Source organism: Nostocoides veronense (genome assembly GCF_039531185.1).
Classification (GTDB): domain Bacteria; phylum Actinomycetota; class Actinomycetes; order Actinomycetales; family Dermatophilaceae; genus Nostocoides_A; species Nostocoides_A veronense.
The window spans coordinates 209,617-234,006 of the sequence record NZ_BAAAPO010000006.1 but is presented as its reverse complement, the minus strand read 5'-3'; the positions used below and the strand labels follow the sequence as shown (position 1 = coordinate 234,006).

Below are 24,390 nucleotides of genomic sequence, written 5' to 3'. Positions count from 1 at the left end.
ACGAATCATCATGGGTATCAATCCATTTCGCCGGGGCAAGTCGGCACGCAGGGGTATGACCGTGCTCGCCGCCGCGACCCTCGGCATGAGCATGATCCCGGCCATCTCCATGGCCGCCCCGGACGCCAAGCCGGCGGGCAAACCGTGCTCGTCAGAGAGCCGCGAGGCCTACGCACGCTGCATGAGCGTCTTCCGCCAAGAGAATGGCGGGCGCACCACGGCCAAGGGCATGCCCGCCGGCTATGGCGCGGCCGACCTGCGATCCGCATACAAGATCCCCGCCGCCGGCGGCGCGAGCACGACCGTGGCGATCGTCATCGCCTTCGATGTGCCCAATGCCGAGAAGGACCTCGCGGTCTATCGCAAGACGATGGGCCTGCCGCCCTGCACCAGCGCGAACGGATGCTTCACCAAGCTCAACCAACGCGGCATCAAGGGTGACTACCCGATGGCGGACGGCGGCTGGGCGCTTGAGGCTTCGATGGACCTCGACATGGTGTCGGCGGCCTGCCCGAGCTGCAAGATCATGCTCGTCGAGGCCGACGACAACTACATGGACAGCCTCGCCGAAGCCACCCGCACCGCCACCCGTAAGGGCGCAACTGTCATCTCGCATAGTTATGGCGGCGACGAGTCCGGATACATCTGGCAGATCCGAGACGCCTACGAAAAGACGGGCACCATCTCCGTCGCCTCCAGCGGCGACTGGGGTTTCACGGCTGCCTCCGCGCCCGCGGTCTTCCGCAAGGTGCTCGCCGTCGGCGGCACGACCCTGACCCGCAAGCCGGGCAGCGCGCGCGGCTGGGACGAGGACGTCTGGGGCGGCGCCGGCAGCGCCTGCTCGGCCTATATCGCCAAGAGCCCGTGGCAGAAGGACACGCACTGCTCGATGCGCACCGTCTCCGATGTCTCCGCGGTTGCTGACCCGCAAACCGGCGTCGCGGTCTATGACACCTACGAGAACCCTTTCGGCCTCGAGCCGGGCTGGGTCGTCGGTGGCGGCACCAGCGCCTCCGCGCCGTATGTCGCGGGCCTCATCGGGCGGGCGGGGAACTCCACGACCTTCACCTCGAAGACGCCCTACACCACGCGTGGGTCCTTCTTCGATGTGGTCGGCGGAGCCAATGGCATCTGCGGCGGCGACTACCTCTGCAACGGCCTGAAGGGCTATGACGCGCCGACCGGCGTGGGCTCGCCGAACGGACTCGGGGGTCTGTGACCTGATCCGATAACCCACCGGGCGGGCCGGCGATCGCGACGATCGCCGGCCCGCTTGCGCTCCCACACGGCATACCAAGCAAGCACATGGCGATTGCACAGGCGCCGGGCCATCCCCTACCGTGTCCGAGGCGTTCGCGCCACGACAACTGGATAGCTCACCTCCATTCGGTCTGATCGCGCGCCTAACCATCCAGCGATCAACACCTCTTGCGGCCACCCGGGCCGCCCGGATGGCTGGGGGAACCACATGTGGCCGCGCAGCGATGCCGGCCTTGGGGTGAAGCCGCCTGTGCGGCAGGGAACCTGACCTCCCTAACCCGACAGCTCACCTCAGCGGCGCCTGTCAGGAAAGGAATCCCCCCATGGCTCGCGCCATTTCGTATGCCGGGCGTCACCGCGCCCCGGCCCGCTCCCTCCGCACCCGTATGACGGTTCCCGCCCTCGCGACGGCGGCCGCCGGTGGCGTCCTCGTGGCCCCCACCATTGCCCACGCCGACACGGTGTGGGACAAGGTCGCCGCCTGTGAGTCCAGCGGCAACTGGGCGATCAACACCGGCAATGGGTACTACGGCGGGCTGCAGTTCTCCGCCCCCACCTGGACTGGCTTCGGCGGCGGGCAGTATGCCGCCTACGCCCACCAGGCCACCAAGGCCGAGCAGATCGACACCGCGCAGGAAGTGCTCAAGGTGCAAGGCCCCGGCGCCTGGCCGGTGTGCTCGGTCCGCGCCGGCCTAACGAAGGAGAACGGCCTGGCCGTCGACCCGTGGGCCGGCACCGGTGGCACCGGTGGCACCGGTGGCACGGGCACGACGTCCGGGGACCTCGTCGTCGACGGCGTGCTTGGCCCGAAAACCTATGGCGCCATGCAGAAGTGGCTCGCCCGCCCCGTCGACGGCTCGCTGTCGACGACGGACAAGAAGGCCCTGCAGACCAAGCTCAAGGTCGCCGCCGACGGCCAGGTCGGACCGATCACGATCAAGGCCCTCCAGCGCCTCGTCGGCGCCACCCCCGATGGCGTCTGGGGCAGCGGCACCACCAAGGCCCTCCAGGCCTACCTCAACAAGGTGCTGTAACACTCTGCTCGTCTCCTCAGCGCTCGGCGGGAGGGCTCGACGATCGAGCGAGACGGCGCAGCGCAGCGCAGCAAGCTGGGCCGCCGAGCGCTGAGGAGACGAAGCCAAAAACACAGGAGAGCCGCCTGCCGGGATCGAACCGGCGACCTGCCGCTTACAAGGCGGCTGCTCTACCATCTGAGCTAAGGCGGCACCGGCGCTCGGGCGCCGACGGACCACCATACCCTGGCCCGCGAGCACCACCGTTCCCGGCCGAGGTGGCCCGCCCACGAGCACCCGCCGAACCCTGCACAGGTTAGGTGACTGTGAACAGGTTGCACCCTGTCCACAGTCACCTAATTGGTGTTAGCACAGGTTACGAAGCCCCCAGCCCGAGCCCGCAGCGCGAGACGCCAGGCCTAGAACGACACAACGCCGTCCCGCGAGGCGGGACGGCGTTGCGTGTCGACAGCTATCAGTAGTTGTCGAGGCCGAGTTCGGCGTCGTCGAGGCGGATGGCCTCGCCGGTGCCCGACCCGAAGACGGGGTAGGCATACTCGTCGTAGTTCGGCAGGGCGTACATCGCGGCGCGGGCCTCGGGGGTCGGCTCGACCTTGATGTTGCGGTAGCGGGTCAGGCCGGTCCCGGCGGGGATCAGCTTGCCGAGGATGACATTTTCCTTCAGGCCCAGCAGCGGATCGGACTTGGCTTCCATCGCGGCCTCGGTGAGGACGCGCGTGGTCTCCTGGAAGGAGGCCGCTGAGAGCCAGCTGTCCGTGGCCAGCGAAGCCTTGGTGATGCCCATGAGCTCCGGACGACCCGAGGCGGGGCGACCGCCTTCGGAGACCACCCGGCGGTTCTCCTCCTCGAAGCGACCGCGCTCGGCGAGCATGCCCGGCAGCAGATCGGCGTCGCCCGACTCGATGATCGTGATCCGGCGCAGCATCTGCCGCACGATGACCTCGATGTGCTTGTCGTGGATGGCGACACCCTGCTGGCGGTAGACCGCCTGCACCTCGTCGACCAGGTGCATCTGCACCTGGCGCGGGCCGAGGATGCGCAGCACCTGCTTGGGGTCGATCGCGCCCTGGACCAGCTTGGTGCCGACCGTGACGTGATCGCCGTCCGCGATCAGCAGGCGCGCGCGCTTGCTGACGGGGTAGGCGTGCTGCTCGCTGCCGTCGTCCGGGGTGAGCAGAATCCGACGCATCTTGTCGGTGTCCTCGATCTCGACGCGGCCGGTGGCCTCGGCGATCGGGGCGACACCCTTGGGGGTGCGCGCCTCGAAGAGTTCAACGACACGCGGCAGACCCTGCGTGATGTCGTCACCGGCCACACCACCGGTGTGGAAGGTCCGCATCGTCAGCTGGGTGCCGGGCTCACCGATGGACTGGGCGGCGATGATACCGACCGCCTCACCGATGTCGACCAGCTTGCCGGTGGCCAGCGAACGGCCATAGCACTTGGCGCAGGTGCCGACGCGGGACTCACAGGTCAGGACCGAGCGGACCTTGACCTGGTCGACACCGGCGGCGAAGAGCGCACCGATCACGACATCCCCGAGGTCGATGCCGGCCTCGGCCAGTACATCGCCCTCGGCGCTAACCGACTCGGCCAGCGTGCGGGCATACACCGAGGTCTCGACGCCATCGTGCACGAGGCGCGAGCCCGTCTCGCTCACCGTGGCGATCGGCATGGTCAAGCCACGCTCGGTGCCACAGTCGTCCTCGCGGATGATGACGTCCTGGGAGACGTCGACGAGACGACGGGTGAGGTATCCGGAGTCGGCGGTCCGCAGCGCGGTGTCGGCCAGACCCTTACGGGCACCGTGGGTGGAGATGAAGAACTCCAGCACCGAGAGACCCTCACGGAAGTTCGTGCGGATCGGGCGCGGGATGATCTCGCCCTTCGGGTTGGCCATCAGGCCACGCATACCGGCGATCTGACGCAGCTGGAACCAGTTGCCTCGGGCGCCGGAGTTGACCATCCGGTAGATCGGGTTGTCCTTGGGGAAGTTGTCCTCCATGGCCTTGGAGACCTCATTGGTCGCCTTGGTCCAGATCTCGATGAGCTCCTGACGGCGCTCGTCGTCGGTGATCAGACCGCGCTCGAACTGAGTCTGAACCTTGGTCGCCTTGGTTTCGTAGCCCGCAAGGATTTCGCCCTTGGACTCCGGCGTGACGACATCGGAGACGGCCACCGTGGTGCCCGAGCGGGTCGCCCAGTGGTAGCCGGCTTCCTTCAGCGCATCGAGGGAGGCCGCGACCTGCACCTTGCTGTACCGCTCGGCGAGGTCGTTGACGATCGTCGAGAGCCGCTTCTTGTCGACCGGCTCGTTGACGAAGGGGTAGTCCATCGGCAGCGCGACATTGAACAGCGCACGACCCAGCGTGGTCTCGACAACCATCGAGGAGACCAGGCCGTCCTCAGCCTTCTCGACGCCCTCCGGCAGGTCCGAGCCGACCGAGGGGACGATGTCCTTGAGGCGGATCTTGACCATCGAGCCGAGCTCGATCTCGCCGGCGTCAAAAGCCATCCGGGCCTCGGCCGGCGTCGAGAAAACGCGACCGGCGCCCTTGCCGTCCACAACCTCGGAGGTCAGGTGGTAGAGCCCGATGATCATGTCCTGGGTGGGCATGGTCACCGGACGACCATCGGCCGGCTTGAGGATGTTGTTCGAGGAGAGCATGAGTATGCGGGCCTCGGCCTGCGCCTCCGCGGACAGCGGCAGGTGCACGGCCATCTGGTCACCATCGAAGTCCGCGTTGAAGGCGGTGCAGACGAGCGGGTGAATCTGGATGGCCTTGCCCTCGACCAGCTGCGGCTCGAAAGCCTGGATGCCGAGGCGGTGCAGGGTGGGCGCGCGGTTGAGCAGCACGGGGTGTTCGGTGATGACCTCTTCGAGGACATCCCACACAACCGAGCGCTGACGCTCGACCATCCGCTTGGCCGACTTGATGTTCTGCGCGTGGTCGAGGTCGACCAGACGCTTCATCACGAACGGCTTGAACAGCTCCAGGGCCATCTGCTTGGGCAGACCGCACTGGTGCAGCTTCAGCTGCGGGCCGACGACGATGACCGAACGGCCGGAGTAGTCGACGCGCTTGCCGAGCAGGTTCTGTCGGAACCGGCCCTGCTTGCCCTTGAGCATGTCGGACAGCGACTTCAGCGGACGGTTGCCGGGGCCTGTGACCGGGCGGCCACGACGGCCGTTATCGAACAACGAGTCGACGGCCTCCTGCAGCATCCGCTTCTCGTTGTTGACGATGATCTCGGGGGCGCCGAGGTCGAGCAGTCGCTTCAACCGGTTGTTGCGGTTGATGACGCGACGGTAGAGGTCGTTCAGGTCGGAGGTCGCGAAACGGCCACCATCGAGCTGCACCATCGGGCGCAGGTCCGGCGGGATGACCGGGACCGCGTCCAGCACCATGCCGGCCGGGTTGTTGTCCGTGGTCATGAACGCGGAGACGACCTTTAGGCGCTTCAGGGCGCGGGTCTTCTTCTGGCCCTTGCCGGTCGCGATGATCTCGCGCAGCAACTCCGCCTCGGCGTCGAGGTCGAAGGTCTCGAGGCGCTTCTGGATCGCCGCGGCGCCCATACCGCCCTCGAAGTAGAGACCGAAGCGGTCCCGCATCTCGCGGTAGAGGACCTCGTCACCCTCCAGGTCCTGGACCTTGAGGTTCTTGAAGCGGTCCCAGACCTGGTCGAGGCGGTCGACCTGGCCGTCGGCGCGCCGACGGATCTGCGACATCTCGCGCTCGGCGCCATCGCGCAGCTTGCGCTTGACGTCGGCCTTCGCGCCCTCTTCCTCGAGCTGGGCCAGGTCGGCCTCGAGCTTCGTGGCGCGGGCGTTGATCTCGCTGTCGCGGCGGTTCTCGATTTCCTTCTTCTCGACCTCGATCTGCGCCTCCAGGGAGGGCAGGTCGGCGTGGCGCTGGTCCACATCGACGCTGGTGATCATGTAGGCCGCGAAGTAGATGACCTTTTCCAGGTCCTTCGGGGCCAGGTCGAGCAGGTAGCCCAGACGCGAGGGCACACCCTTGAAGTACCAAATGTGGGTGACCGGCGCGGCCAACTCGATGTGACCCATCCGCTCGCGGCGCACGGCCGCGCGGGTCACCTCGACGCCACAGCGCTCACAGATGATGCCCTTGAAGCGGACCCGCTTGTACTTGCCACAGGAGCACTCCCAGTCCCGCGTGGGACCGAAGATGCGCTCGCAGAAGAGACCGTCCTTCTCAGGCTTGAGGGTGCGGTAGTTGATCGTCTCCGGCTTCTTGACCTCGCCGTGGCTCCACTCGCGGATGGACTCCGCGGTGGCCAGGCCGATCCGAATCTGGTCGAAGTTGTTGACATCCAGCACTGCGTGCTTCCGTTCTTTCGTATGCCGTGAAAGTCAGCTGTTCGTGGGCCGCGCAAGGCGGCCGAGGCGAGCTCGCGCTCGGGGCCGGCGTATGCCGTGGGCCACCGGGAGAACCGGGGCCCACGGCATACGGCCTAGACCTCCTCGACGGAGGACGGCTCGCGGCGCGAGAGGTCGATGCCGAGTTCCTGCGCGGCGGCGAAGACGTCATCTTCGGTGTCGCGCAACTCGATCGAGCTGCCGTCCTGGGAGAGCACCTCGACGTCGAGGCAGAGGCTCTGCATCTCCTTGATGAGCACCTTGAAGGACTCGGGGATGCCGGGCTCGGGGATGTTCTCGCCCTTGACGATCGCTTCGTAGACCTTCACGCGGCCGTTGACGTCATCGGACTTGATGGTCAGCAACTCCTGCAGGGCGTAGGACGCGCCATACGCCTCCAGGGCCCAGACCTCCATCTCACCGAAGCGCTGGCCACCGAACTGGGCCTTACCGCCGAGCGGCTGCTGGGTGATCATGGAGTAGGGACCCGTGCTGCGCGCGTGGATCTTGTCGTCCACGAGGTGGTGCAGCTTCAGGATGTACATGTAGCCCACGGACACCGGCTCGGGGTACGGCTCGCCGGAGCGGCCGTCGAAGAGCCGCGCCTTGCCACCCTCGCCGACCAGGCGCTGGCCGTCGCGGGTGGGCAGGGTGGACTGCAGCAGACCGAAGATCTCCTCCTCGCGGGCACCATCGAAGACGGGGCTCGCGACGCGCGTGCCGGGGGCCGCCTCGTGCGCGTCGGCCGCGATGCCGCTGGCCCACTCCGCACCCTCCGGGACCTGCCAGCCGCGGCTGGCAGCCCAGCCGAGGTGCAACTCCAGGACCTGACCGATATTCATACGGCCGGGGACACCGAGCGGGTTGAGCACGACATCGACGGGCGTGCCGTCCTCAAGGAAGGGCATGTCCTCGACCGGGAGGATCTTGGAGATGACACCCTTGTTGCCGTGGCGGCCGGCGAGCTTGTCGCCATCGGTGATCTTGCGCTTGTTCGCGACATAGACGCGGACCAGCTGGTTGACGCCAGGGGGCAGCTCGTCGCCATCGTCCTTGTCGAAGACCTTGACGCCGATGACCGTCCCGGTCTCGCCGTGCGGGACCTTCAAGGAGGTGTCGCGGACCTCGCGGGCCTTCTCACCGAAGATCGCGCGCAGCAGGCGCTCCTCCGGGGTCAGCTCGGTCTCACCCTTGGGCGTGACCTTGCCGACGAGCAGGTCGCCATCGCGGACCTCGGCGCCGATGCGGATGATGCCGCGCTCGTCGAGGTCGGCCAGGACATCCTCGGAGACATTCGGGATGTCCCGGGTGATCTCCTCGGGGCCGAGCTTGGTGTCGCGGGCGTCGACCTCGTGCTCCTCGATGTGGATCGAGGACAGGACATCGTCCTGCACGAGGCGCTGCGACAAGATGATCGCGTCCTCGTAGTTGTGGCCTTCCCACGGCATGAACGCCACGAGCAGGTTCTTGCCGAGCGCCATCTCACCGTTGTCGGTCGCGGGACCGTCGGCGAGCAGGCCACCCTCTTCGACCCGGTCGCCCTCGGAGACGACGACCCGCTGGTTGTATGAGGTGCCCTGGTTGGAGCGCGAGAACTTCTGGATGCGGTAGGTGCGGTGGCTGCCATCGTCACCGGCGACGGTGACCAGGTCAGCGGACACCTCGGTGACCACACCGGCCTTCTCGGCCCGGACGACATCGCCGGAGTCGAGAGCGGCGCGGTATTCCATACCGGTGCCGACGAGCGGGGCCTCGCTGCGCACCAGCGGAACCGCCTGACGCTGCATATTGGCGCCCATGAGCGCACGGTTGGCGTCGTCATGCTCCAGGAAGGGGATCATCGCGGTCGCGGCCGAGACCATCTGGCGCGGCGAGACGTCCATGTAGTCCACCTCATCCGAGGGGACGTCGATGGCCTCGCCACCCTTGATGCGGACGAGGACGCGCTCCTCGGCATACGTCCCGTCGGCGTTCAGCGGGGCGTTCGCCTGGGCGATGACGTACTTGTCCTCCTCATCGGCGGACAGGTAGTGGATCTCGTCGGACACCTTGCCGGCGGACACCTTGCGGTAGGGCGTCTCGATGAAGCCGAAGGCATTGATCCGACCGTATGACGCGAGCGAACCGATCAGGCCGATGTTCGGGCCTTCCGGGGTCTCGATCGGGCACATGCGGCCGTAGTGGCTCGGGTGGACGTCACGGACCTCCATGCCGGCGCGGTCCCGGGAGAGACCACCCGGGCCGAGGGCGGACAGACGACGCTTGTGCGTCAGGCCGGCCAGCGGGTTGTTCTGGTCCATGAACTGCGACAACTGCGAGGTGCCGAAGAACTCCTTGATCGACGCCACGACCGGGCGGATGTTGATCAGGGTCTGCGGGGTGATTGCCTCGACATCCTGCGTCGTCATGCGCTCGCGCACGACGCGCTCCATCCGGGACAGGCCGGTGCGGACTTGGTTCTGGATGAGCTCGCCGACGCTGCGCAGGCGACGGTTGCCGAAGTGGTCGATGTCGTCGGTCTCAACGGCCAACTCGATCGGGGCGCCATCGCGGACACCGGCGAAGGTCTCGTCGCCATTGTGCAGCGCGACGAGGTACTTGATCGTCGCGACGATGTCTTCGAGGGTCAGGACCGAGTCGTGCAGGTCGACCTCACGGCCGAGCTTGCGGCCGATCTTGTAACGACCGACCTTGGCCAGGTCGTAACGCTTGGGGTTGAAGTAGAGGTTGTCGAGCAGGTTCTGCGCGGCCTCACGCGTGGGCGGTTCGCCCGGGCGCAACTTGCGGTAGATGTCCAGGAGGGCATCGTCCTGACCGGCGATGTGGTCCTTCTCGAGCGTCAGTTCCATCGACTCGTAGCCGGCGAACTCCTCGCGGATCTCGGCCTCGGACATGCCGAGGGCCTTGAGCAGCACGGTGACGGACTGCTTGCGCTTGCGGTCGACGCGGACGCCGATCATGTCGCGCTTGTCGATCTCGAACTCCAGCCAGGCACCGCGGCTCGGGATGACCTTGGCGGTGAAGATGTCCTTGTCGGACGTCTTGTCGGCGGTGCGCTCGAAGTAGACGCCCGGGGAGCGGACCAGCTGCGAGACAACGACGCGCTCGGTGCCATTGATGATGAAGGTGCCGCGCTCGGTCATGAGAGGGAAGTCGCCCATGAAGACGGTCTGGCTCTTGATCTCACCAGTGGTGGTGTTCATGAACTCCGCGGTGACGAACAGGGGCGCGGAGTAGGTCTGGTCGCGCTCCTTGCAGTCCTCGATGGAGTACTTGCTTTCCTCGAACCGGTGGTCGCGGAAGCTCAGGCTCATCGAGCCCGAGAAGTCCTCGATCGGGGAGATCTCCTCGAAGATCTCCTCCAGCCCGGAGCGGTCCGGCACGTCCTTGCGGCCGGCGTCGAGGGCCTGGGCGACCCGCTCCTGCCAGCGCTCGTTGCCGAGCAGCCAGTCAAAGGACTCGGTCTGCAGGGCGAGAAGGTCGGGGACTTCGAGTGGTTCGCGGATCTTTGCGAAGGAGAGGCGGCCGGAGGCCGTCTTCGCGGTAGAGACATTTGCGGTGCGCGCGGCAGCCAAGGAGGGTCCTTCCACAGGCCTGTCTGGACTTCGATCGCTATCACCCTCCCCGTCTCGCCCTGCAGGCCTTCCGAGCCGTTGGGGCCCGGGCATACCTATGGCAGGTCGGTTCAGGAGGTGGGAAGACAGCGCAAGGAACGACTATAGCCCTAAAAGGCATGACTGTCCAAGCCTGTCCAGCTGCGCTCGGACAGGCGGTCGCACAACGCGACGCGTAGAGGATGCAGCGTGATCGCGCCCACGTCAAGCACGCGGCGCGCCGGGCGCGTCTTCCCGCCTTCTCCGCGGCGGACTCGGGCCACCCGGGGAGGTGCGGCACGGCATACGAAAGCCCCTCCCCCGCAACGATTTTCTCGTATGCGGAGGAGGGGCTTTTCGGATCAGCAGGCCTGGCGAACCAAGCCTCTAATTCACTTCAGTTCGACGGTCGCGCCGGCGCCCTCGAGCTGCTCCTTGGCCTTCTCGGCGGTGGCCTTGTCGACCTTCTCGAGGACGGGCTTGGGAGCGCCGTCGACGAGGTCCTTGGCCTCCTTCAGGCCGAGGGAGGTCAGCGCGCGGACCTCCTTGATGACCTGGATCTTCTTGTCACCGGCGCCGGTGAGGATGACATCGAACTCATCCTGCTCCTCGGCCTCGGCAGCGTCACCGGCGCCGCCGGCGGCGGCCGGGGCCACGCCAACCGCAACGGGGGCGGCCGCGGTGACACCGAAGGTGTCCTCGAACTGCTTGACGAACTCGGAGAGCTCGATCAGGGTCATCTCCTTGAAGGCCTCAAGGAGCTCGTCGGTGCTGAGCTTCGCCATGATGGGCGTCCTTTCTCGTTATGTCTGTATGCCGTGAGTGGCGTATGGGGTGTGCCTGGTCCGCGGGTGCGGCTCAGGCGGTGTCGCCACCCGTGGCGACGTCCTCGGCCGGGGCGTCCTGAACGTCCGCGGGAGCGGAGTCCTGGGGCGCTTCGACCGTGTCCTGGGGAGCCGCAGCAGCGGCCGGGCCCTCCGTCTCGACCTTGGCGCGCAGGGCATCGACGGTGCGAGCGGCCTGCGACAAGGGCGCGGCGAAGAGGTAAACAGCCTTGCTCAGCGAGGCATTCATGGCCCCGGCAAGCTTGGCGAGCAGAACCTCACGCGACTCCAGGTCGGCGAGCTTCTTGACCTCATCGGCGGTCAGGGCGCGTCCGTCGAGGACACCACCCTTGACAACCAGCAGAGGGTTGGCCTTGGCAAAGTCACGCAGCGACTTGGCGACATCGACGGGGTCACCGTCGACGAAGACGATGGCGCTGGGGCCGACGAGCTGACCCTCGAAAGCGGTCACCCCGGCTTCCTTGGCGGCCAGATCGGTGAGCGTGTTCTTGACCACGGCGTAGGTGGCGTTGCCACGGAGCTTGGTGCGCAACTCGGTGAGCTGCTTCACGGTCAGACCGCGATACTCCGTGAGAACGGCCGCATTCGAGCCACGGAACGCATCCGCGAGCTCGGCGATGGCTGCCGACTTGTCGGTCTTCGCCATGGAGGCCTCCTTCCGTCGTGTGCGACCTCCGGCATCCGGGCCCGATACGAGAAAACGCCCCGGCGCAGGGCGCGGGGCGAGGCGGACGGCATACCCATGAAGGGGCACAACGAGCGGTCGAACGCGGCCTGCGCTGGTCGTCCGCTCGCGGCGGAACCTTCGGTCGCTCGACAGGAGCCGAGTGACAACCGGCGGTCATTGGTCGTTGACCAGGATACGGGGGCCCACCGTCGGCCACCAAATCGCGGACCCTATCTACGCACCTACCGCCTGGTTTCGGTCGCGATCACGACCGGAACCAGGCGGTAGGCCAGTGGTTAGCTCGGAGTGGACGCCCACCCAGAGGGATCAGCCCATGGTGGTGACTTGCGCGGCCGGCGGGGCAGAGATGTTGACCTTCTTGCCCCAGTCGGAGTACTCGATGACGATATTCATGCCCATGTTGATCGTCGACTTCACCGGGCGGTTCTCGCCGTCCAGGGTGTAGGTCACGGGGATGGAGTCGGGCAGGGTGACGCCGGTCGGCATATCCGTGCCCATGGCGTCGAACATCTTCTTCAGGCTCAGCTCGAGGCTGTAGGTCGTGGTGTCGCCGCTCTTGTCGGTCACCTTGGCCTTGATCCCTTCGAAAGCCTTGGCCATCGTCTTGGGGTCGAAGGTGTTGAGTTGCGGCGTGCCATCGGCGCCGCCGGTCGTGCCGTCGGTCTTGACCCACTTGTCGCCGACTAGACCCTTCATATAGGTCGTTTCACCGATGGAAATCATCTCCATCTTCTGGCCGGCCATCTCCATGGTCATTTGGGTGTTCTGCTTGCCACCCTTGATGACGAAGTCGCCCTCGGCCTTGATGCCGCCGCCCATGTCCATCGTCATATGGCCGGATTTGCCATCCTTGAAGACTTCGGCCATCGCGTTGCCGAGTTCGACTGCGTCGACGGAGTCGCCGACCTTGGCGTCGCCGAGACCGGAAGAGGACCCGGTGTCCTCGGTGGTCGAGCTGCTCGACGGCGACTCGCTCGTGGTGCTGCTCGCCGCGCCGGACGCGGTGCTGGTCGTCGAGCTGGTCGTCGTGGTGTCGGTGGTCGTGCCGCCCCCGCAGGCGGACACGGTCAAGGCGGTCGCGGCCAGCGCCGCGGCAAACGCGGAAGTGCGCTTGAACGTCATGGTGATTCCCCTCGTATCGATAGCAGCCGGCGCCAGCCGGCGGTGATTGCGCTGTACGAGCCTAACGCGCGGGAGGTGCGCGCTCCGGCTCAGGTCGTATGACGCCCCCTCACCTCCCCCGGTTCCCCTCGCCAGCCGGAAATGGCAGCGGGCGGGTGGGATCACTTGATCCCCACCCGCCCGTTGCGAGGTGAGCCGAAACTCAGGCCTCGTCGTCCTCAAGCAGGTTGCGGGTCTTGGTCACATCGACCGGGATGCCCGGGCCCATCGTCGTGGAAACCGTTGCCTTGAGCAGGAATCGGCCCTTGGAGGCGGACGGCTTGAGACGGAGCACCTCATCGAGCGCGGCAGCGTAGTTCTCGATGAGCGCCTTCTCATCGAAGCTGGTCTTGCCGATGATGAAGTGCAGGTTGGCGTGCTTGTCGTTGCGGAACTCGATCTTGCCGCCCTTGATGTCGGTGACCGCCTTGGCGGTGTCCATCGTGACGGTGCCGGTCTTCGGGTTCGGCATCAAGCCGCGGGGGCCGAGCACCTTGCCGAGTCGGCCGACCTTGCCCATCAGGTCCGGGGTCGCGACGACGGAGTCGAAGTCGAGCCAGCCGCCGGCCACCTTGTCGATCAGCTCGTCGGAGCCGACGTGGTCGGCGCCCGCCGCGCGAGCGGCCTCGGCCTTGTCGCCATTGGCGAAGACGAGGACGCGGGCGGTCTTGCCGGTGCCATTGGGCAGGTTGACGGTGCCGCGGACGAGCTGGTCGGCCTTGCGGGGGTCGATGCCGAGGCGGAGCGCGACCTCAACGGTCGCGTCATACTTCGTGGTCGAGGTCTCCTTGGCCAGCCGAACCGCGTCCAGCGGGGTGTAGAGCTTGTCGCGGTCGACCTTCTCCGCGGACGCCTTGTAGGCCTTGCTTCGCTGCATTGTGAATCTCCTTGGTGAGGAACGGCTTCCGCAGGGGAGCCGGGTGGAGGTGTGGTGACGGGGCGCAGCGCCCCTCCCACACGGCATACAGCCCTGGTGGTCGTATGCCGTTTGCTTCGGTGAGCTCAGAGCTCGGTGGTGATGCCCATCGAGCGGGCGGTGCCGGCGATGATCCGCATGGCCATCTCGACGTCATTGGCGTTGAGATCTTCCATCTTCTGCTCGGCGATCTCGCGCACCTGGTCCTTGGTCAGCTTGGCGACCTTGGTCTTGTGCGGCTCGCCGGAGCCCTTGGCGACGCCCGCAGCCTTCTTGATCAGCTCGGCGGCCGGCGGGGTCTTGGTGACGAACGTGAACGAGCGGTCTTCGTAGACCGTGATCTCGACGGGAATGACATTCCCGCGCTGGGCTTCCGTCGCGGCGTTGTAGGCCTTGACGAACTCCATGATGTTGACGCCGTGCTGACCGAGCGCGGGGCCGACCGGCGGCGCCGGGGTGGCCGCACCGGCCTGGATCTGCAGCTTGATGAAGCCGGAGACCTTCTTCTTGGGAGGCATATGCCGTTATTCCTTTGTTCGTGGGCCGACGCCATGGGCGATGACCCGGTTGCATCGCCCGAACCGCGAGCTTGCGAGCCTGGTTCGGGCGAAATATGAAATTTGTGCGAGCGCAGCGAGCGCGACGCCCTTGGGGGTACACGGGGGCGAAGCCCCCGTGGGGTTAGAGCTTGGCGACCTGGCTGAAGCCGAGTTCGACGGGGGTTTCGCGGCCGAAGATCGAGACAAGCACCTTCAGCTTCTGGGTGTCGGTGTTGATCTCGGAGATCGTGGCCGGCATGGTCTCGAAGGGGCCGTCCATGACCGTGACGGACTCGCCGATCTCGAAGTCGACGATGGTCGCGCCGCCCGAGGTGCCCGCTGCCGCGGAGCCGCCGCCACCGGTCGCGGCCTTGGGGGCCTCGAGGTCGGCGGGCTTGAGCATCGAGAAGACCTCATCGAGGCTCAGCGGCACGGGGGCGTGCGCGTTGCCGACGAAGCCGGTGACGCCGGGGGTGTGGCGCACGGCGCCCCACGACTCATCGGTGAGTTCCATGCGGACCAGGACGTAGCCGGGCATCCGCACGCGGTTGACCTGCTTCTTCTGGCCGTTCTTGATCTCGGTGACGGTCTCCATGGGGACCTGCACCTCGAAGATGTAGTCCTCCATGTTGAGGGAGGTCATGCGGGTCTCGAGGTTGTGCTTGACGCGGTTTTCGTACCCGGCATAGGAGTGGATGACATACCAGTCGCCGAACTTGGTGGCGAGGTCGTCCTTGAACGCCTGGACCGGGTCGGCGGGCAGCTCGTCGTCCGCGGAGGCGTCGCTGGCCTGGGTGTCGTCGCCGATCGCCGCATCGTCGGCGACCTCAACCTCGGCGTCCGCCGACGTCTGCTCGGCACCGTCAGTGGCGTCGTCCGTGGCCTCGGGCGCGGCGTCCTCGACCAGCGTCTCGGACACCAGAGCCTCGGTGGGCTCCTCGGACTCCTGCGCGTCGGCGCTCCACTCCTGCGACATGGCGGGGTTCCTCACGTTTCTTCGGGTATGCGGGTCGGGCTGGGTGGCCGGATTCGTACCGGTCAGCCGCCGTAGACCCAGTCGACGAGCTTGGTGAACGAGAAGTCCAAGACTCCGGTCAGCAGCATCATGATCGAGACGAAGACGATCACCACAAGCGTGTAGTTGATCAACTCCGCGCGGGTGGGTCGAACCACCTTGCGCAGTTCGTCTAGGACCTGCTTGATGAACAGACGAATGCGAGCGATCAGACCAGGCTTGGGCGCGCCCTTGGCGGGCTGGCTCGAGCTGCGCGTGGGGGCGCCGAGGTCGGTCACGGTCACAGGCTTCTTTCCATGGGATCTGTACGGGGCGCTCGATCACGGCTGGCGCGATCAGGCGTTCGGTTCACCTCATACGCAGGGCAGGAGGGACTCGAACCCCCAACCGCCGGTTTTGGAGACCGGTGCTCTACCAATTGAGCCACTGCCCTACGGCAACGCACGGGTTGAGTCGTGTGTTCCCAGGTCGACACCGTCGGGCATGCTCACGCACGGCCCCTCCGGCACCGATCCACCAGCATACGGGACGAATCCCGGGCGGACGAAACCGATAACCCGGCGCAGTGGAAGGATGGGGCGCGTGAGCGCAGCGCCCCAGCAGCCCCTGACCGACCTGACCCCCGACCAACTCGCGGAGTTCACCGCGGGCAAGCGGGCGGCATACGACGCCCTCGTTGCGCGAGGGCTGAAGCTGGACCTGACGCGCGGCAAGCCGTCGGGCGAGCAACTTGACCTCGCGGACGGGCTGCTGGCGCTGCCGACCGGGCATACCGATGGCGACGGCGTGGACGTGCGCAACTATGGCGGGCTGACCGGCCTGCGCGAACTACGCGAGATCTTCGCCGAATTGCTGTGGGTCGAGCCGGAGCAGGTGGTCGCGGGCGGCAATTCCAGCCTCACGATGATGCACGACTCGCTCGTGCAGATGTTGCTGCACGGGCCGGTCGACGGCATGCCGTGGCGTGGCCAGGATGTCCGTTTCGTCTGCCCGGTGCCCGGCTATGACCGGCATTTCACGATGCTCGCCTCCTATGGCATCGACATAGTGACGGTGCCGATGGAAGCCGACGGGCCGGATGTCGCGGCGATCGAGGCGCTGGTCAAGGACGATCCGAGCATCAAGGGCATGTGGATCGTGCCGACCTACGCCAATCCGGCCGGCTCGACGATCTCGCACGAGAAGGCCGCGCGGCTGGCGGCGATGCCGACGGCGGCGCCGGACTTCAAGATCTTTTGGGACAACGCCTATGCCTTCCACCACCTGACGGAGGAAGAGTCCAAGACCGAGGACATCATTTCGCTGTGCTCGGCCGCGGGGAATCCCAACCGGCCGATCATGTTCGCCTCGACGTCGAAGATCACCTATGCCGGGGCGGGTGTGGCGGTGCTGGCGGCGTCGACCGACAACGTGGCGTGGTACCTCAAGCACTATCAGTTCGCCTCGATCGGGCCGGACAAGGTCAACCAGCTGCGGCATGTGCAATTCTTCGGCTCGGCGCAGGGCGTGCGCGACCACATGGTCAAGCACCGCGAGATCCTCGCGCCGAAGTTCGCGGCGGTTGACGTGGCCCTGGCGCGCGAGTTGGACGGGCTGGGAATCGCCCACTGGACGCGGCCGACCGGCGGCTATTTCGTGTCCTTGGATGTCATGGATGGCACCGCGTCTCGGGTTGTCGCCTTGGCGAAGGCAGCCGGGATCGCGCTCACGCCGGCGGGGGCGTCCTTCCCCTATGGCGACGACCCGGACGACCGCAATATCCGGCTCGCGCCATCCTTCCCGGTGCTCTCGGAGGTGGAGGCCGCCATGGCCGGCGTGGCCACCTGCGTCAGCTTGGCCGCCGCCGAAAAGCTCGCCGGGCGCCATGTCGCGACGGCGAGCACGCCCGAAGGGGAGTAGGCACCGTTGGTGTGTCGCGCTGCATACGGCGGGAGCGGCAGAACGTCCTAGGATCGGGTCATGTCGGAGCAGAACGAGGGAATCAACGACGATTTCGGGACCTACAGCCTCGATGACGAGGACCAACTGCAGCCCGAGGACACCCTGATCGACGACGGGGTCGAGGACGTGCTGGATCGCGGCTACTCCCCCGCCGACACCGACCGCGGATCGCGTTCCTTCGGCGTCACGGCGCACGAGCAGGCCGGCCACGAGAGCATCGACCAGCGCATCGCCCAGGAGGTTCCGGACCCGAATACGGCCTATGGCGCGCCCTGGCACGAATCGATCCTCGATGAGGAGCGAGTCGGCGGCGATGACCCGGATTCCATTGCGGCCGAGGATGATTGGATCGGCGATGACGAGGTCGGCGATCGACGCGCGGGTCGCTTGGTCGCGACCGATCAGGGATTGGCCGAGGATCACGACCACGAGCTGGTCGGCTTTGATGTGGGTATCGACGGGGCCGGCGCGTCCGCAGAGGAAGCCGCGATGCACATCATCGACGGCGACGACGTCAGGTACGACGACTGAGCGAGGTGACGACCGCGGCGTGGGGCGCGCCCTCGACGCCGCCGGGGCGCCGGCCGCTGGCCAGCCTACCGAAGGCGCATCTGCATCTGCATTTCACGGGCTCACTGCGGCTGCCGACGCTTGTGGAGTTGGCTGCGGGGCACGGTTTACGGCTGCCGGAGGCGCTGGTGGGCCAGTGGCCGCCGCGGCTCGCGAGCGTCCAGGACGAGCGCGGCTGGTTCCGGTTCCAGCGGCTGTATGACGCCGCCCGCGCGTGCGTGCGCGGCGAGGCTGACATGCGGCGACTGGTGCGCGAGGCGGCGCTCGATGACGCGGCCGAGGGTTCCCGGTGGCTGGAAATCCAGGTCGACCCCACGTCCTACGCACCCTTTGTCGGGGGGCTGACCCCGGCCTTGGAGATCGTGCTCGATGAGGCGGGAGCCGCCTCGCGCGAACTCGGGATCGGGGTCGCGGTGCTGGTGGCGGCGAGCCGGATCCGGAACCCTCTCGACGCGCGCACCCTGGCGCGGCTGGCGGCCCGGTATGCCGGGTCTGGCCCCGGCGCGGTCGTCGGCTTCGGCCTGAGCAATGACGAGCGCCGCGGGGATACGCGTGAGTTTGACGTCGCCTTCGATATCGCCCGGCGGGCAGGCCTGTCGCTGATGCCGCATGCGGGCGAGTTGCTGGGGCCGGCGTCGATCGAGGAAACCCTCGATGCCCTGCGCCCGGACCGCATCGGCCATGGCGTGCGGGCACCGGAGGATCCGCGGGTGCTCGACCGGCTGGCCAATGACGGGGTGGCCCTGGAGGTGTGCCCGGGCAGCAATGTCGCCCTCGGCGTCTTCGAGCGGGCCGACCAGGTGCCGCTGCGCGCGCTGGCCGCCGCCGGCATACCTCTCGCCCTGGGTGCCGACGACCCTCTGCTCTTCGGCTCGCGACTGGTGGCGCAATACGAGATTGCGCGCGACGACCTCGGCTTCTCTGATCCCGAGTTGGCCGAGCTGGCCCGCGCTTCGATCCGCGTCTCCACTGCCCCGGAGGCCGTCGTCGCCGCAATCCTGGCCGAGATCGACGCCTGGCTCGCTGCCCCGCCGCCCGCCTGACGCCTGTATCAGGTCCGAGCATAGTTGTGTGGCTCGGGCAGTTCTATAGCTGTGCCCGGTCCCGAGAACTGCACCCCAACCCACGAGCTGGGCCCGGTGGTGGCGTCAACGGAGCCAGTCGCTGCGTGCCAGTGGACGCAGTCCGTGCGCAGCAAGCAGCTTGCCCAGCTTGACCGTGTCGAGCGCAACCGCCCAGGTCCACCGAGCGACGTCCACCTGTCGTCGCAGTCGATCCTCACGCTGCTTCTCGCGCCATAAGATGTCCTGCACCTGTTCTGGGTCAGCGGCGAACTCCGTGCGGTACTTCATCCGACCGTCGAACTCACCAACCAGGCCCGGCCACGCGAAGTCGGTATAACCGATGCGGCCTCGCTCATCGCGAAACTCCTGCTGCAGCACGGGGCGCGGCAGATTGAGCCGGAACAGTTGGACCCGCGACAAACTCTCACCGAGCGAGCCGGATCGGCTGTCGGCAAGGTCAGCAACCAGCCGGGCAGCAGGTCGCCCATGTCCATGCTTCGGTATGACCGCCACCTCGGCCATCAAGTCCTCGGTGGTGCACATCGCGAGGCGCAGTGCGAAGTCGGCGGCTGCCATGGCGTTCTCCAGCGAGTCATAACGCGCGAGGTCAACGATGGTGCGAGCGACGGGAGTCACGGCCACCCCATTCAAGACCACTGGGTTCTCACACATGCCGGCAACCCGCCGGAGCACTGGGCCGCTGCCGCGCGCTCGGGTTTTCGCCCTGGGTGGGACGGCCATGTCGTCCGCCTCGACCAGCTTCTCACGGTCCACTGGTCGCCCGGCATCGACCAAGATGGGCACGATCTCCGGCCAGGCACTCACGCGGGGCAGCCCGTGGACCGCTGCCGACGCGGTGCGCGCGAAAACCATACGCCCGTGTTCGCTGCAAAGGGCCGCGCCGTGGACGAAGGCCGCATGGCGATGAGTGGGGCTCATCCGTGCCCAATCCGTCTCGGGCACGAAGATCCCGCGCCGCACCCGGTGCCACTGGGAGGACAGCGGCTCGACACCCCGACGTCGCAAGTCCCCGCCGAGCCGAAGGACACTGGGGTCGAACGCCACGCCCTCCCCTATCCCTGCCGGATGCCCGGGGTAGGCCTCGGATCGTGTCATCTCCGGAGCCTGCCTCGTTTTTGGTGATCACGCACGGGCGGAGAGACCCGCCTGTGGATAACCTGGGAGTCACGCAGGGGTGGAGTTCTCAAGTTCGGGCGCACTTCTCCGCTTTGGCACAGCAACTGCTCCCCGGTTCCTGCCCCGCTACCCCAGGACCCGAATCGGGCGCACGTGCGACGCTCAGGCATACTCCTGGACTTCGGGCCGACGTGTAGCGCTGCCCAGTGCCAAGAAACTGCGCCCCATCTCAAGAACGAGGCCTGGGGACCTAACGCGTCCTAGAGGTCGTGGCCGATCAGGACCGGCTCATTGACCAGGACGACACCGAAGGCGGCGCGGACGCCGTCGCGGACGGCGCGGGCGAGGGCCAAGATGTCGGCGGCTGTGGCCGTGCCGCGGTTGGTCACCGCCAAGGTGTGCTTGGTCGAGAGGCAGGCCCGGCCGGACAGGCCGGCTTCACGCGCCGCGCCATACCCCTTGGTGAAGCCGGCCTTGTCGATCAGCCAGGCCGCAGAAGTCTTGACACTGCCGCCGTCCCCGGCATACCGCGGCGGGGTGACTTCGGGTCCGAGCCGCTCGGCCACCCGCTCGACCAGGCGGGCGAAGGCGGATTCAGACAGCAGGGGGTTGGTGAAGAAGGAGCCACAACTCCACGTGTCGTGATCGGCGGCGTCCAGCACCATCCCGCGCTTGCGGCGTTGCGCCAGCACGGCCTCGCGCGCGTCGGCGAGCGGCACGCGGGCGCCCAACTCGACGTCGAGGCCGGCGGCCAGATCGGCATACGCAATCGGCTGGGAGAGGTCGGCGAGGGGGAGTTGGAAGGCGACATCCAGCACGACATAGCGCGTCGTGGATTTGAAGAGACTGTGCCGATAAGCGAAAGCACAATCGGCCGCGGCAAAGGTGCGCACCGACTGCGTCTCGCGGTCCCAGGTGCGCACCTGGGCGATGGTCTGGGCCACCTCTTGGCCGTAGGCCCCGACATTCTGGACAGGGGTCGCGCCCGCGCTTCCAGGAATGCCGGAGAGCGCCTCGATCCCCGACCAGCCCTGGGCGACGGCCTGGTCCACCACACCATCCCAGACCTCCCCCGCAGCCACCCGCACGAAGGCGCCACCGCACGCGTCCTGCGACTCCCGGGTCACGCCGGTGGTGGCAACCCGGATAACCGTGCCGGGGAAGCCGGCATCGGAGACGACGAGATTGGAGCCGCCACCGACGATCAGCACGGGCTCCCCCGCATCGTCGACCTCGCGGACGGCGTCGACGAGTTCGTCCGTCGTGGTGACCGTGACCAGGCGCTGGGCCGGGCCACCGACACGCATGGTGGTCAGGGGCGCGAGCGCGGCCCCGAATTCTTCGACCATGAATCAGTCGAGCTGGACCACGGCCAGCGCGCGGCCGAGGACCTTCGCCCCGCCATTGGTCGCCGTCAGCTCGACCGTGGCGCGCTTGGCGTCCGCATCTACCGACTTCACGACGCCGGAGACCTCGAGCTCGGCGCCGTCGCGCGGCACCACGACCATGCTTGTGAAGCGAGTGCCATAGTCGAGCACCCGCCCGGCGTCGCCGGCCCAATCAGCGACGACCGTTCCGGCAGCGCCCATGGTCCACATGCCGTGCGCAATGACATCGGGCAGTCCGACGGACTTGGCGAAATCCTCATCCTGGTGGATCGGGTTTTGATCAAGCGAGGCCCCGGCATAGGCCACGAGCGCGGCCCGGGTCACCGGGATCGTCACTGGACCGAGCGTGTCGCCGACGCTGACCTCGTCGAAGGTGCGGGCCATGGACTACTCCCCTCCCCGGACCACGATGGTCGAGGTCGTCGTGGCCACCGGCTCGGCATCGGCGCTCAGCTCACTGCGGACGGTGATCATGGCATGCCCACCGGCCATCCGAATGCTGTCGACCGTGGTCTGCGCGGTGATCTGATCACCGGCCGTGATCGGGCGGTGGTGGTGGAATTTCTGCTCGCCGTGCACGACACGGGAGTAGTCGATGCCCGCCTCAGGATCCTGCACGTATGCCCGAGAGGCCAGTTGGTCGAAGCGCACCGCGAGGGTGGGGGGCGCGATGACATCGCGGTAGCCGGCCGCGCGGGCGGCTTCGGGGTCGGTGTGCACCGGGTCGGTGGCACCGATAGCCGCGGCGAAGTCGGCGATCATCGCCGCATCCACGGCATACGGGCCCACGGGGTCGAAGCTGCGCCCGACATAGTCCTCGTTCACTGGCATGGGATCACTCTACGGTTCCGCGGTGCCACTTCGGATGGGTCAGATCGCAGTGGAATGGCCCAGGCGTGAGCCGAGCCAGAAACGACGAAGCGCCCCGGGCCCGGGCGGGCTAGGGGCGCTGTCTCGGCGCGACTCGCGGGTCAGCGGGTCTCGCGGTGCGGAGTGTGCTTGCGGCAACGCGGGCAGAACTTGGCCAGCTCGACCCGGTCAGGGGTGTTGCGGCGGTTCTTCTCGGTGATGTAGTTGCGCTCCTTGCACTCAGTGCACGCCAAGGTGATCTTGGGGCGGATGTCGGCAGTCTTCTTAGCCACGGAGCAACCTGCTTCTAGGGGTACGGACGGATTCAGCCTGCGATCGGGTCGCAGGACACCGACACAACAGAATACCGAGGCTTCGCATTCCCGCGAAATCCTCGGGTGGTAGCGGGAGCGGGGCTCGATCCCGCGACCTCACGATTATGAGTCGTGCGCTCTAACCAGCTGAGCTACCCCGCCAAGGGCGCGCACCGCATACGGGCGGCACCTGAGCCCCCTGTCGGAATCGAACCGACGACCTTTTCCTTACCATGGAAACGCTCTGCCGACTGAGCTAAGGAGGCCTGGCGCCTCGCAAGGCGCCTGGGAGAGATTACACGGTGCAGCGGCCTGCGACCAAAACGCAGGTCAGGACCCGGCGACGAACCCGTCGGCCACGGCCAGCCCGGCCGCGAGCGCACGCACGCCCTCGGCGAACTCCTCCTCGGTGATCACGCACGGCGGCACGATGTGCACCCGGTTGCCGGCGATGAACGGCCACATGCCGGCGCCCTTGCACGCTGCGGCGACCTGGTTCATCTGGTCGGCGGTCAGGGGCGTGCGGGCGTCGGGGTCGGTGACCAGTTCGAGCGCCCAGAAGACGCCGATGCCGCGCACCTCGCCGACGCTGCGGTGGGCCTGCGCCAGCTCGCGCAGCTTCGGCCCGATGACCCGCTCCCCCAGGTCCCGGGCGTGCTCGACGATCGCCTCCTCCTTCATGATCGAGACGGACGCGACCGCGGAGGCGCAGGCCAGCGGATGCCCGGAGTAGGTCAGACCGCCCGGGTATGCCGTGTCCATGAACGACCCAGCGACCGCATCGGACAGGATGACCCCGCCGAGCGGGACATACCCGGAATTGACCCCCTTGGCGAAGGAGATCAGGTCGGGAACGACGTCCCAGTGGTTGATGGCGAACCACTCGCCGGTCCGCGCGAACCCGGCCATCACCTCATCGGCGATGAGCAGGATGCCGAACTCGTCGCACAGCTCGCGCACGCCGCGCAGGTAGCCGTCGGGGGGCATGAGGATGCCGTTGGTGCCGACGATGGTCTCGAGGATGATCGCGGCGATCTTGTCCGTCCCCTCGGCGACCATGACCTCGCGCAGATGCTGCAGCGCCCGATCGCCTTCCTCCGCCTCGGTGGCGGCGTGGAAGGGGCTGCGATAGAGGTAGGGGCCGAAGAAGTGCACGACCCCGGGTATGCCGGGTTCGGAGCCGAAGCGGCGCGGCTCACCGGTCAGGGTGATGGCCCCGTGGGTGGCGCCGTGGTAGCTGCGGTAGGCCGCAAGCACCTTGTGCCGGCCGGTGTGCAGGCGCGCCATGCGGATCGCGTTCTCGTTGGCCTCCGCCCCGCCGTTGGTGAAGAAGACCATGTTCATGCCGTCGGGAGCGACCTCGGCGATGACGCGGGCGGCCTCGGAGCGCATGTCGTTGGCCATCGCCGGGGAGACGGTCATCAGCCGGCCCGCCTGCTCCTGGATGGCGGCAACCAGCTTCGGGTGCTGGTAGCCGATGTTGACATTGACCAGCTGGCTGGTGAAGTCGATATAGCTCGTGCCGTCGACGGTCATCCGCACCCCGCTGGCCTCGGTGACCGGCGGCGGGTTGATGGCGTTCTGCGCGGACCAGGAGTGCAGGACGTGCTTCTTGTCCAGTTCGAGGGTGCGCGCATTGTCGAGGGTGGGCAGCAGGCTGGGTGCTGTGGCGACGTCGACCATAGTGCTTCATCG

Annotated in this window: 20 protein-coding genes, 4 tRNA genes and 1 riboswitch; of the genes, 5 read left to right on the top strand and 19 right to left on the bottom strand. The window is 67.2% G+C overall.

Going from position 1 to position 24,390, the window contains the following annotated elements; genetic code table 11:
* Nucleotides 1–10 precede the first annotated feature (10 nt).
* Complete coding sequence (locus tag ABD225_RS02220) at nucleotides 11–1,219, top strand: S53 family peptidase (RefSeq protein ID WP_344080587.1); 1,209 nt, start codon at nucleotides 11–13, stop codon at nucleotides 1,217–1,219.
* A 202-nt stretch (nucleotides 1,220–1,421) separates the two neighbouring features.
* Nucleotides 1,422–1,575: riboswitch (cyclic di-AMP (ydaO/yuaA leader) on the top strand.
* A gap of 8 nt (nucleotides 1,576–1,583) precedes the next feature.
* Nucleotides 1,584–2,294, top strand: a complete 711-nt coding sequence (locus ABD225_RS02215; protein WP_344080584.1) for a transglycosylase family protein — start codon at nucleotides 1,584–1,586, stop codon at nucleotides 2,292–2,294.
* Between the two features lie 119 nt (nucleotides 2,295–2,413).
* Here ABD225_RS02215 and ABD225_RS02210 read toward each other — a convergent pair.
* From ABD225_RS02210 to ABD225_RS02160, 11 genes are all read right to left on the bottom strand, one after another.
* Nucleotides 2,414–2,486: transfer RNA gene (locus ABD225_RS02210), tRNA-Thr, on the bottom strand.
* A gap of 262 nt (nucleotides 2,487–2,748) precedes the next feature.
* Entirely contained in the window at nucleotides 2,749–6,636 is a 3,888-nt protein-coding gene (locus ABD225_RS02205; RefSeq protein ID WP_344080581.1) for a DNA-directed RNA polymerase subunit beta', read from the bottom strand.
* A 134-nt stretch (nucleotides 6,637–6,770) separates the two neighbouring features.
* Nucleotides 6,771–10,250 (bottom strand): DNA-directed RNA polymerase subunit beta, encoded by a 3,480-nt coding sequence (gene rpoB / locus ABD225_RS02200; protein ID WP_344080578.1) that lies wholly within the window; start codon nucleotides 10,248–10,250, stop codon nucleotides 6,771–6,773.
* A 410-nt stretch (nucleotides 10,251–10,660) separates the two neighbouring features.
* Nucleotides 10,661–11,053 carry a 50S ribosomal protein L7/L12 gene (rplL, locus tag ABD225_RS02195; protein WP_344080575.1) on the bottom strand — a complete coding sequence of 131 codons (393 nt, stop codon included), beginning with the start codon at nucleotides 11,051–11,053 and terminating at the stop codon, nucleotides 10,661–10,663.
* Nucleotides 11,054–11,126: 73 nt separating this feature from the next.
* The gene (gene rplJ / locus ABD225_RS02190) at nucleotides 11,127–11,759 is read right to left on the bottom strand and encodes a 50S ribosomal protein L10 (RefSeq protein ID WP_344080572.1); all 633 of its coding nucleotides are present in this window, start codon (nucleotides 11,757–11,759) and stop codon (nucleotides 11,127–11,129) included.
* Nucleotides 11,760–12,107: 348 nt separating this feature from the next.
* Nucleotides 12,108–12,923, bottom strand: coding sequence for a hypothetical protein (locus ABD225_RS02185; RefSeq protein WP_344080570.1), 816 nt, complete (start codon nucleotides 12,921–12,923; stop codon nucleotides 12,108–12,110).
* Between the two features lie 202 nt (nucleotides 12,924–13,125).
* Nucleotides 13,126–13,839: a 50S ribosomal protein L1 gene (gene rplA / locus ABD225_RS02180; RefSeq protein WP_344080568.1), complete on the bottom strand. Its 714-nt coding sequence runs from the start codon at nucleotides 13,837–13,839 to the stop codon at nucleotides 13,126–13,128.
* 125 nt (nucleotides 13,840–13,964) lie between these two features.
* Entirely contained in the window at nucleotides 13,965–14,396 is a 432-nt protein-coding gene (gene rplK / locus ABD225_RS02175) for a 50S ribosomal protein L11 (RefSeq protein WP_344080565.1), read from the bottom strand.
* 163 nt (nucleotides 14,397–14,559) lie between these two features.
* Nucleotides 14,560–15,393, bottom strand: coding sequence for a transcription termination/antitermination protein NusG (nusG, locus tag ABD225_RS02170; RefSeq protein ID WP_344080562.1), 834 nt, complete (start codon nucleotides 15,391–15,393; stop codon nucleotides 14,560–14,562).
* A gap of 62 nt (nucleotides 15,394–15,455) precedes the next feature.
* On the bottom strand, nucleotides 15,456–15,710 hold the full coding sequence (gene secE / locus ABD225_RS02165; protein WP_344080558.1) for a preprotein translocase subunit SecE: 255 nt from the start codon (nucleotides 15,708–15,710) through the stop codon (nucleotides 15,456–15,458).
* 82 nt (nucleotides 15,711–15,792) lie between these two features.
* Nucleotides 15,793–15,865: transfer RNA gene (locus ABD225_RS02160), tRNA-Trp, on the bottom strand.
* 149 nt (nucleotides 15,866–16,014) lie between these two features.
* Between ABD225_RS02160 and ABD225_RS02155 the strand changes: the two genes are divergently transcribed.
* The 3 genes from ABD225_RS02155 to ABD225_RS02145 are packed head-to-tail and all read left to right on the top strand — an operon-like array spanning nucleotide 16,015 to nucleotide 18,986.
* On the top strand, nucleotides 16,015–17,331 hold the full coding sequence (locus ABD225_RS02155; protein ID WP_344080556.1) for an aspartate aminotransferase type Ic: 1,317 nt from the start codon (nucleotides 16,015–16,017) through the stop codon (nucleotides 17,329–17,331).
* A 60-nt stretch (nucleotides 17,332–17,391) separates the two neighbouring features.
* Entirely contained in the window at nucleotides 17,392–17,904 is a 513-nt protein-coding gene (locus tag ABD225_RS02150; RefSeq protein WP_344080553.1) for a DUF5709 domain-containing protein, read from the top strand.
* A gap of 5 nt (nucleotides 17,905–17,909) precedes the next feature.
* Nucleotides 17,910–18,986: an adenosine deaminase gene (locus tag ABD225_RS02145; RefSeq protein ID WP_344080550.1), complete on the top strand. Its 1,077-nt coding sequence runs from the start codon at nucleotides 17,910–17,912 to the stop codon at nucleotides 18,984–18,986.
* Between the two features lie 105 nt (nucleotides 18,987–19,091).
* Here the strand turns inward: ABD225_RS02145 and ABD225_RS02140 are convergent, their stop codons facing one another.
* The 8 genes from ABD225_RS02140 to ABD225_RS02105 all read right to left on the bottom strand — a co-directional run bounded on the left by ABD225_RS02140 (nucleotide 19,092) and on the right by ABD225_RS02105 (nucleotide 24,378).
* The gene (locus ABD225_RS02140) at nucleotides 19,092–20,123 is read right to left on the bottom strand and encodes a hypothetical protein (RefSeq protein WP_344080547.1); all 1,032 of its coding nucleotides are present in this window, start codon (nucleotides 20,121–20,123) and stop codon (nucleotides 19,092–19,094) included.
* Nucleotides 20,124–20,404: 281 nt separating this feature from the next.
* Nucleotides 20,405–21,493 carry a UDP-N-acetylmuramate dehydrogenase gene (locus ABD225_RS02135; protein WP_344080544.1) on the bottom strand — a complete coding sequence of 363 codons (1,089 nt, stop codon included), beginning with the start codon at nucleotides 21,491–21,493 and terminating at the stop codon, nucleotides 20,405–20,407.
* Nucleotides 21,494–21,496: 3 nt separating this feature from the next.
* On the bottom strand, nucleotides 21,497–21,916 hold the full coding sequence (locus ABD225_RS02130; protein ID WP_344080541.1) for a MaoC/PaaZ C-terminal domain-containing protein: 420 nt from the start codon (nucleotides 21,914–21,916) through the stop codon (nucleotides 21,497–21,499).
* A gap of 3 nt (nucleotides 21,917–21,919) precedes the next feature.
* Nucleotides 21,920–22,363 (bottom strand): FAS1-like dehydratase domain-containing protein, encoded by a 444-nt coding sequence (locus ABD225_RS02125; RefSeq protein WP_344080538.1) that lies wholly within the window; start codon nucleotides 22,361–22,363, stop codon nucleotides 21,920–21,922.
* Between the two features lie 140 nt (nucleotides 22,364–22,503).
* Nucleotides 22,504–22,674, bottom strand: a complete 171-nt coding sequence (gene rpmG / locus ABD225_RS02120; RefSeq protein WP_048694458.1) for a 50S ribosomal protein L33 — start codon at nucleotides 22,672–22,674, stop codon at nucleotides 22,504–22,506.
* Between the two features lie 106 nt (nucleotides 22,675–22,780).
* Nucleotides 22,781–22,857 (bottom strand) — tRNA-Met (locus ABD225_RS02115).
* Nucleotides 22,858–22,888: 31 nt separating this feature from the next.
* A tRNA-Thr gene (locus tag ABD225_RS02110) sits at nucleotides 22,889–22,961 on the bottom strand.
* Between the two features lie 64 nt (nucleotides 22,962–23,025).
* Nucleotides 23,026–24,378, bottom strand: coding sequence for an aspartate aminotransferase family protein (locus ABD225_RS02105; RefSeq protein WP_344080530.1), 1,353 nt, complete (start codon nucleotides 24,376–24,378; stop codon nucleotides 23,026–23,028).
* Nucleotides 24,379–24,390: the final 12 nt, after the last annotated feature.

Coding starts and splice junctions, on each gene's coding strand:
- rplA (WP_344080568.1), bottom strand. CDS start 13,839: ATGCAGCGAAGCAAGGCCTACAAGGCGTCCGCGGAGAAGGTCGACCGC.
- rplK (WP_344080565.1), bottom strand. CDS start 14,396: ATGCCTCCCAAGAAGAAGGTCTCCGGCTTCATCAAGCTGCAGATCCAG.
- ABD225_RS02135 (WP_344080544.1), bottom strand. CDS start 21,493: ATGGTCGAAGAATTCGGGGCCGCGCTCGCGCCCCTGACCACCATGCGT.
- ABD225_RS02185 (WP_344080570.1), bottom strand. CDS start 12,923: ATGACGTTCAAGCGCACTTCCGCGTTTGCCGCGGCGCTGGCCGCGACC.
- rplL (WP_344080575.1), bottom strand. CDS start 11,053: ATGGCGAAGCTCAGCACCGACGAGCTCCTTGAGGCCTTCAAGGAGATG.
- ABD225_RS02125 (WP_344080538.1), bottom strand. CDS start 22,363: ATGCCAGTGAACGAGGACTATGTCGGGCGCAGCTTCGACCCCGTGGGC.
- ABD225_RS02220 (WP_344080587.1), top strand. CDS start 11: ATGGGTATCAATCCATTTCGCCGGGGCAAGTCGGCACGCAGGGGTATG.
- rplJ (WP_344080572.1), bottom strand. CDS start 11,759: ATGGCGAAGACCGACAAGTCGGCAGCCATCGCCGAGCTCGCGGATGCG.
- ABD225_RS02215 (WP_344080584.1), top strand. CDS start 1,584: ATGGCTCGCGCCATTTCGTATGCCGGGCGTCACCGCGCCCCGGCCCGC.
- ABD225_RS02130 (WP_344080541.1), bottom strand. CDS start 21,916: ATGGCCCGCACCTTCGACGAGGTCAGCGTCGGCGACACGCTCGGTCCA.
- ABD225_RS02140 (WP_344080547.1), bottom strand. CDS start 20,123: ATGACACGATCCGAGGCCTACCCCGGGCATCCGGCAGGGATAGGGGAG.
- ABD225_RS02105 (WP_344080530.1), bottom strand. CDS start 24,378: ATGGTCGACGTCGCCACAGCACCCAGCCTGCTGCCCACCCTCGACAAT.
- nusG (WP_344080562.1), bottom strand. CDS start 15,393: ATGTCGCAGGAGTGGAGCGCCGACGCGCAGGAGTCCGAGGAGCCCACC.
- ABD225_RS02150 (WP_344080553.1), top strand. CDS start 17,392: ATGTCGGAGCAGAACGAGGGAATCAACGACGATTTCGGGACCTACAGC.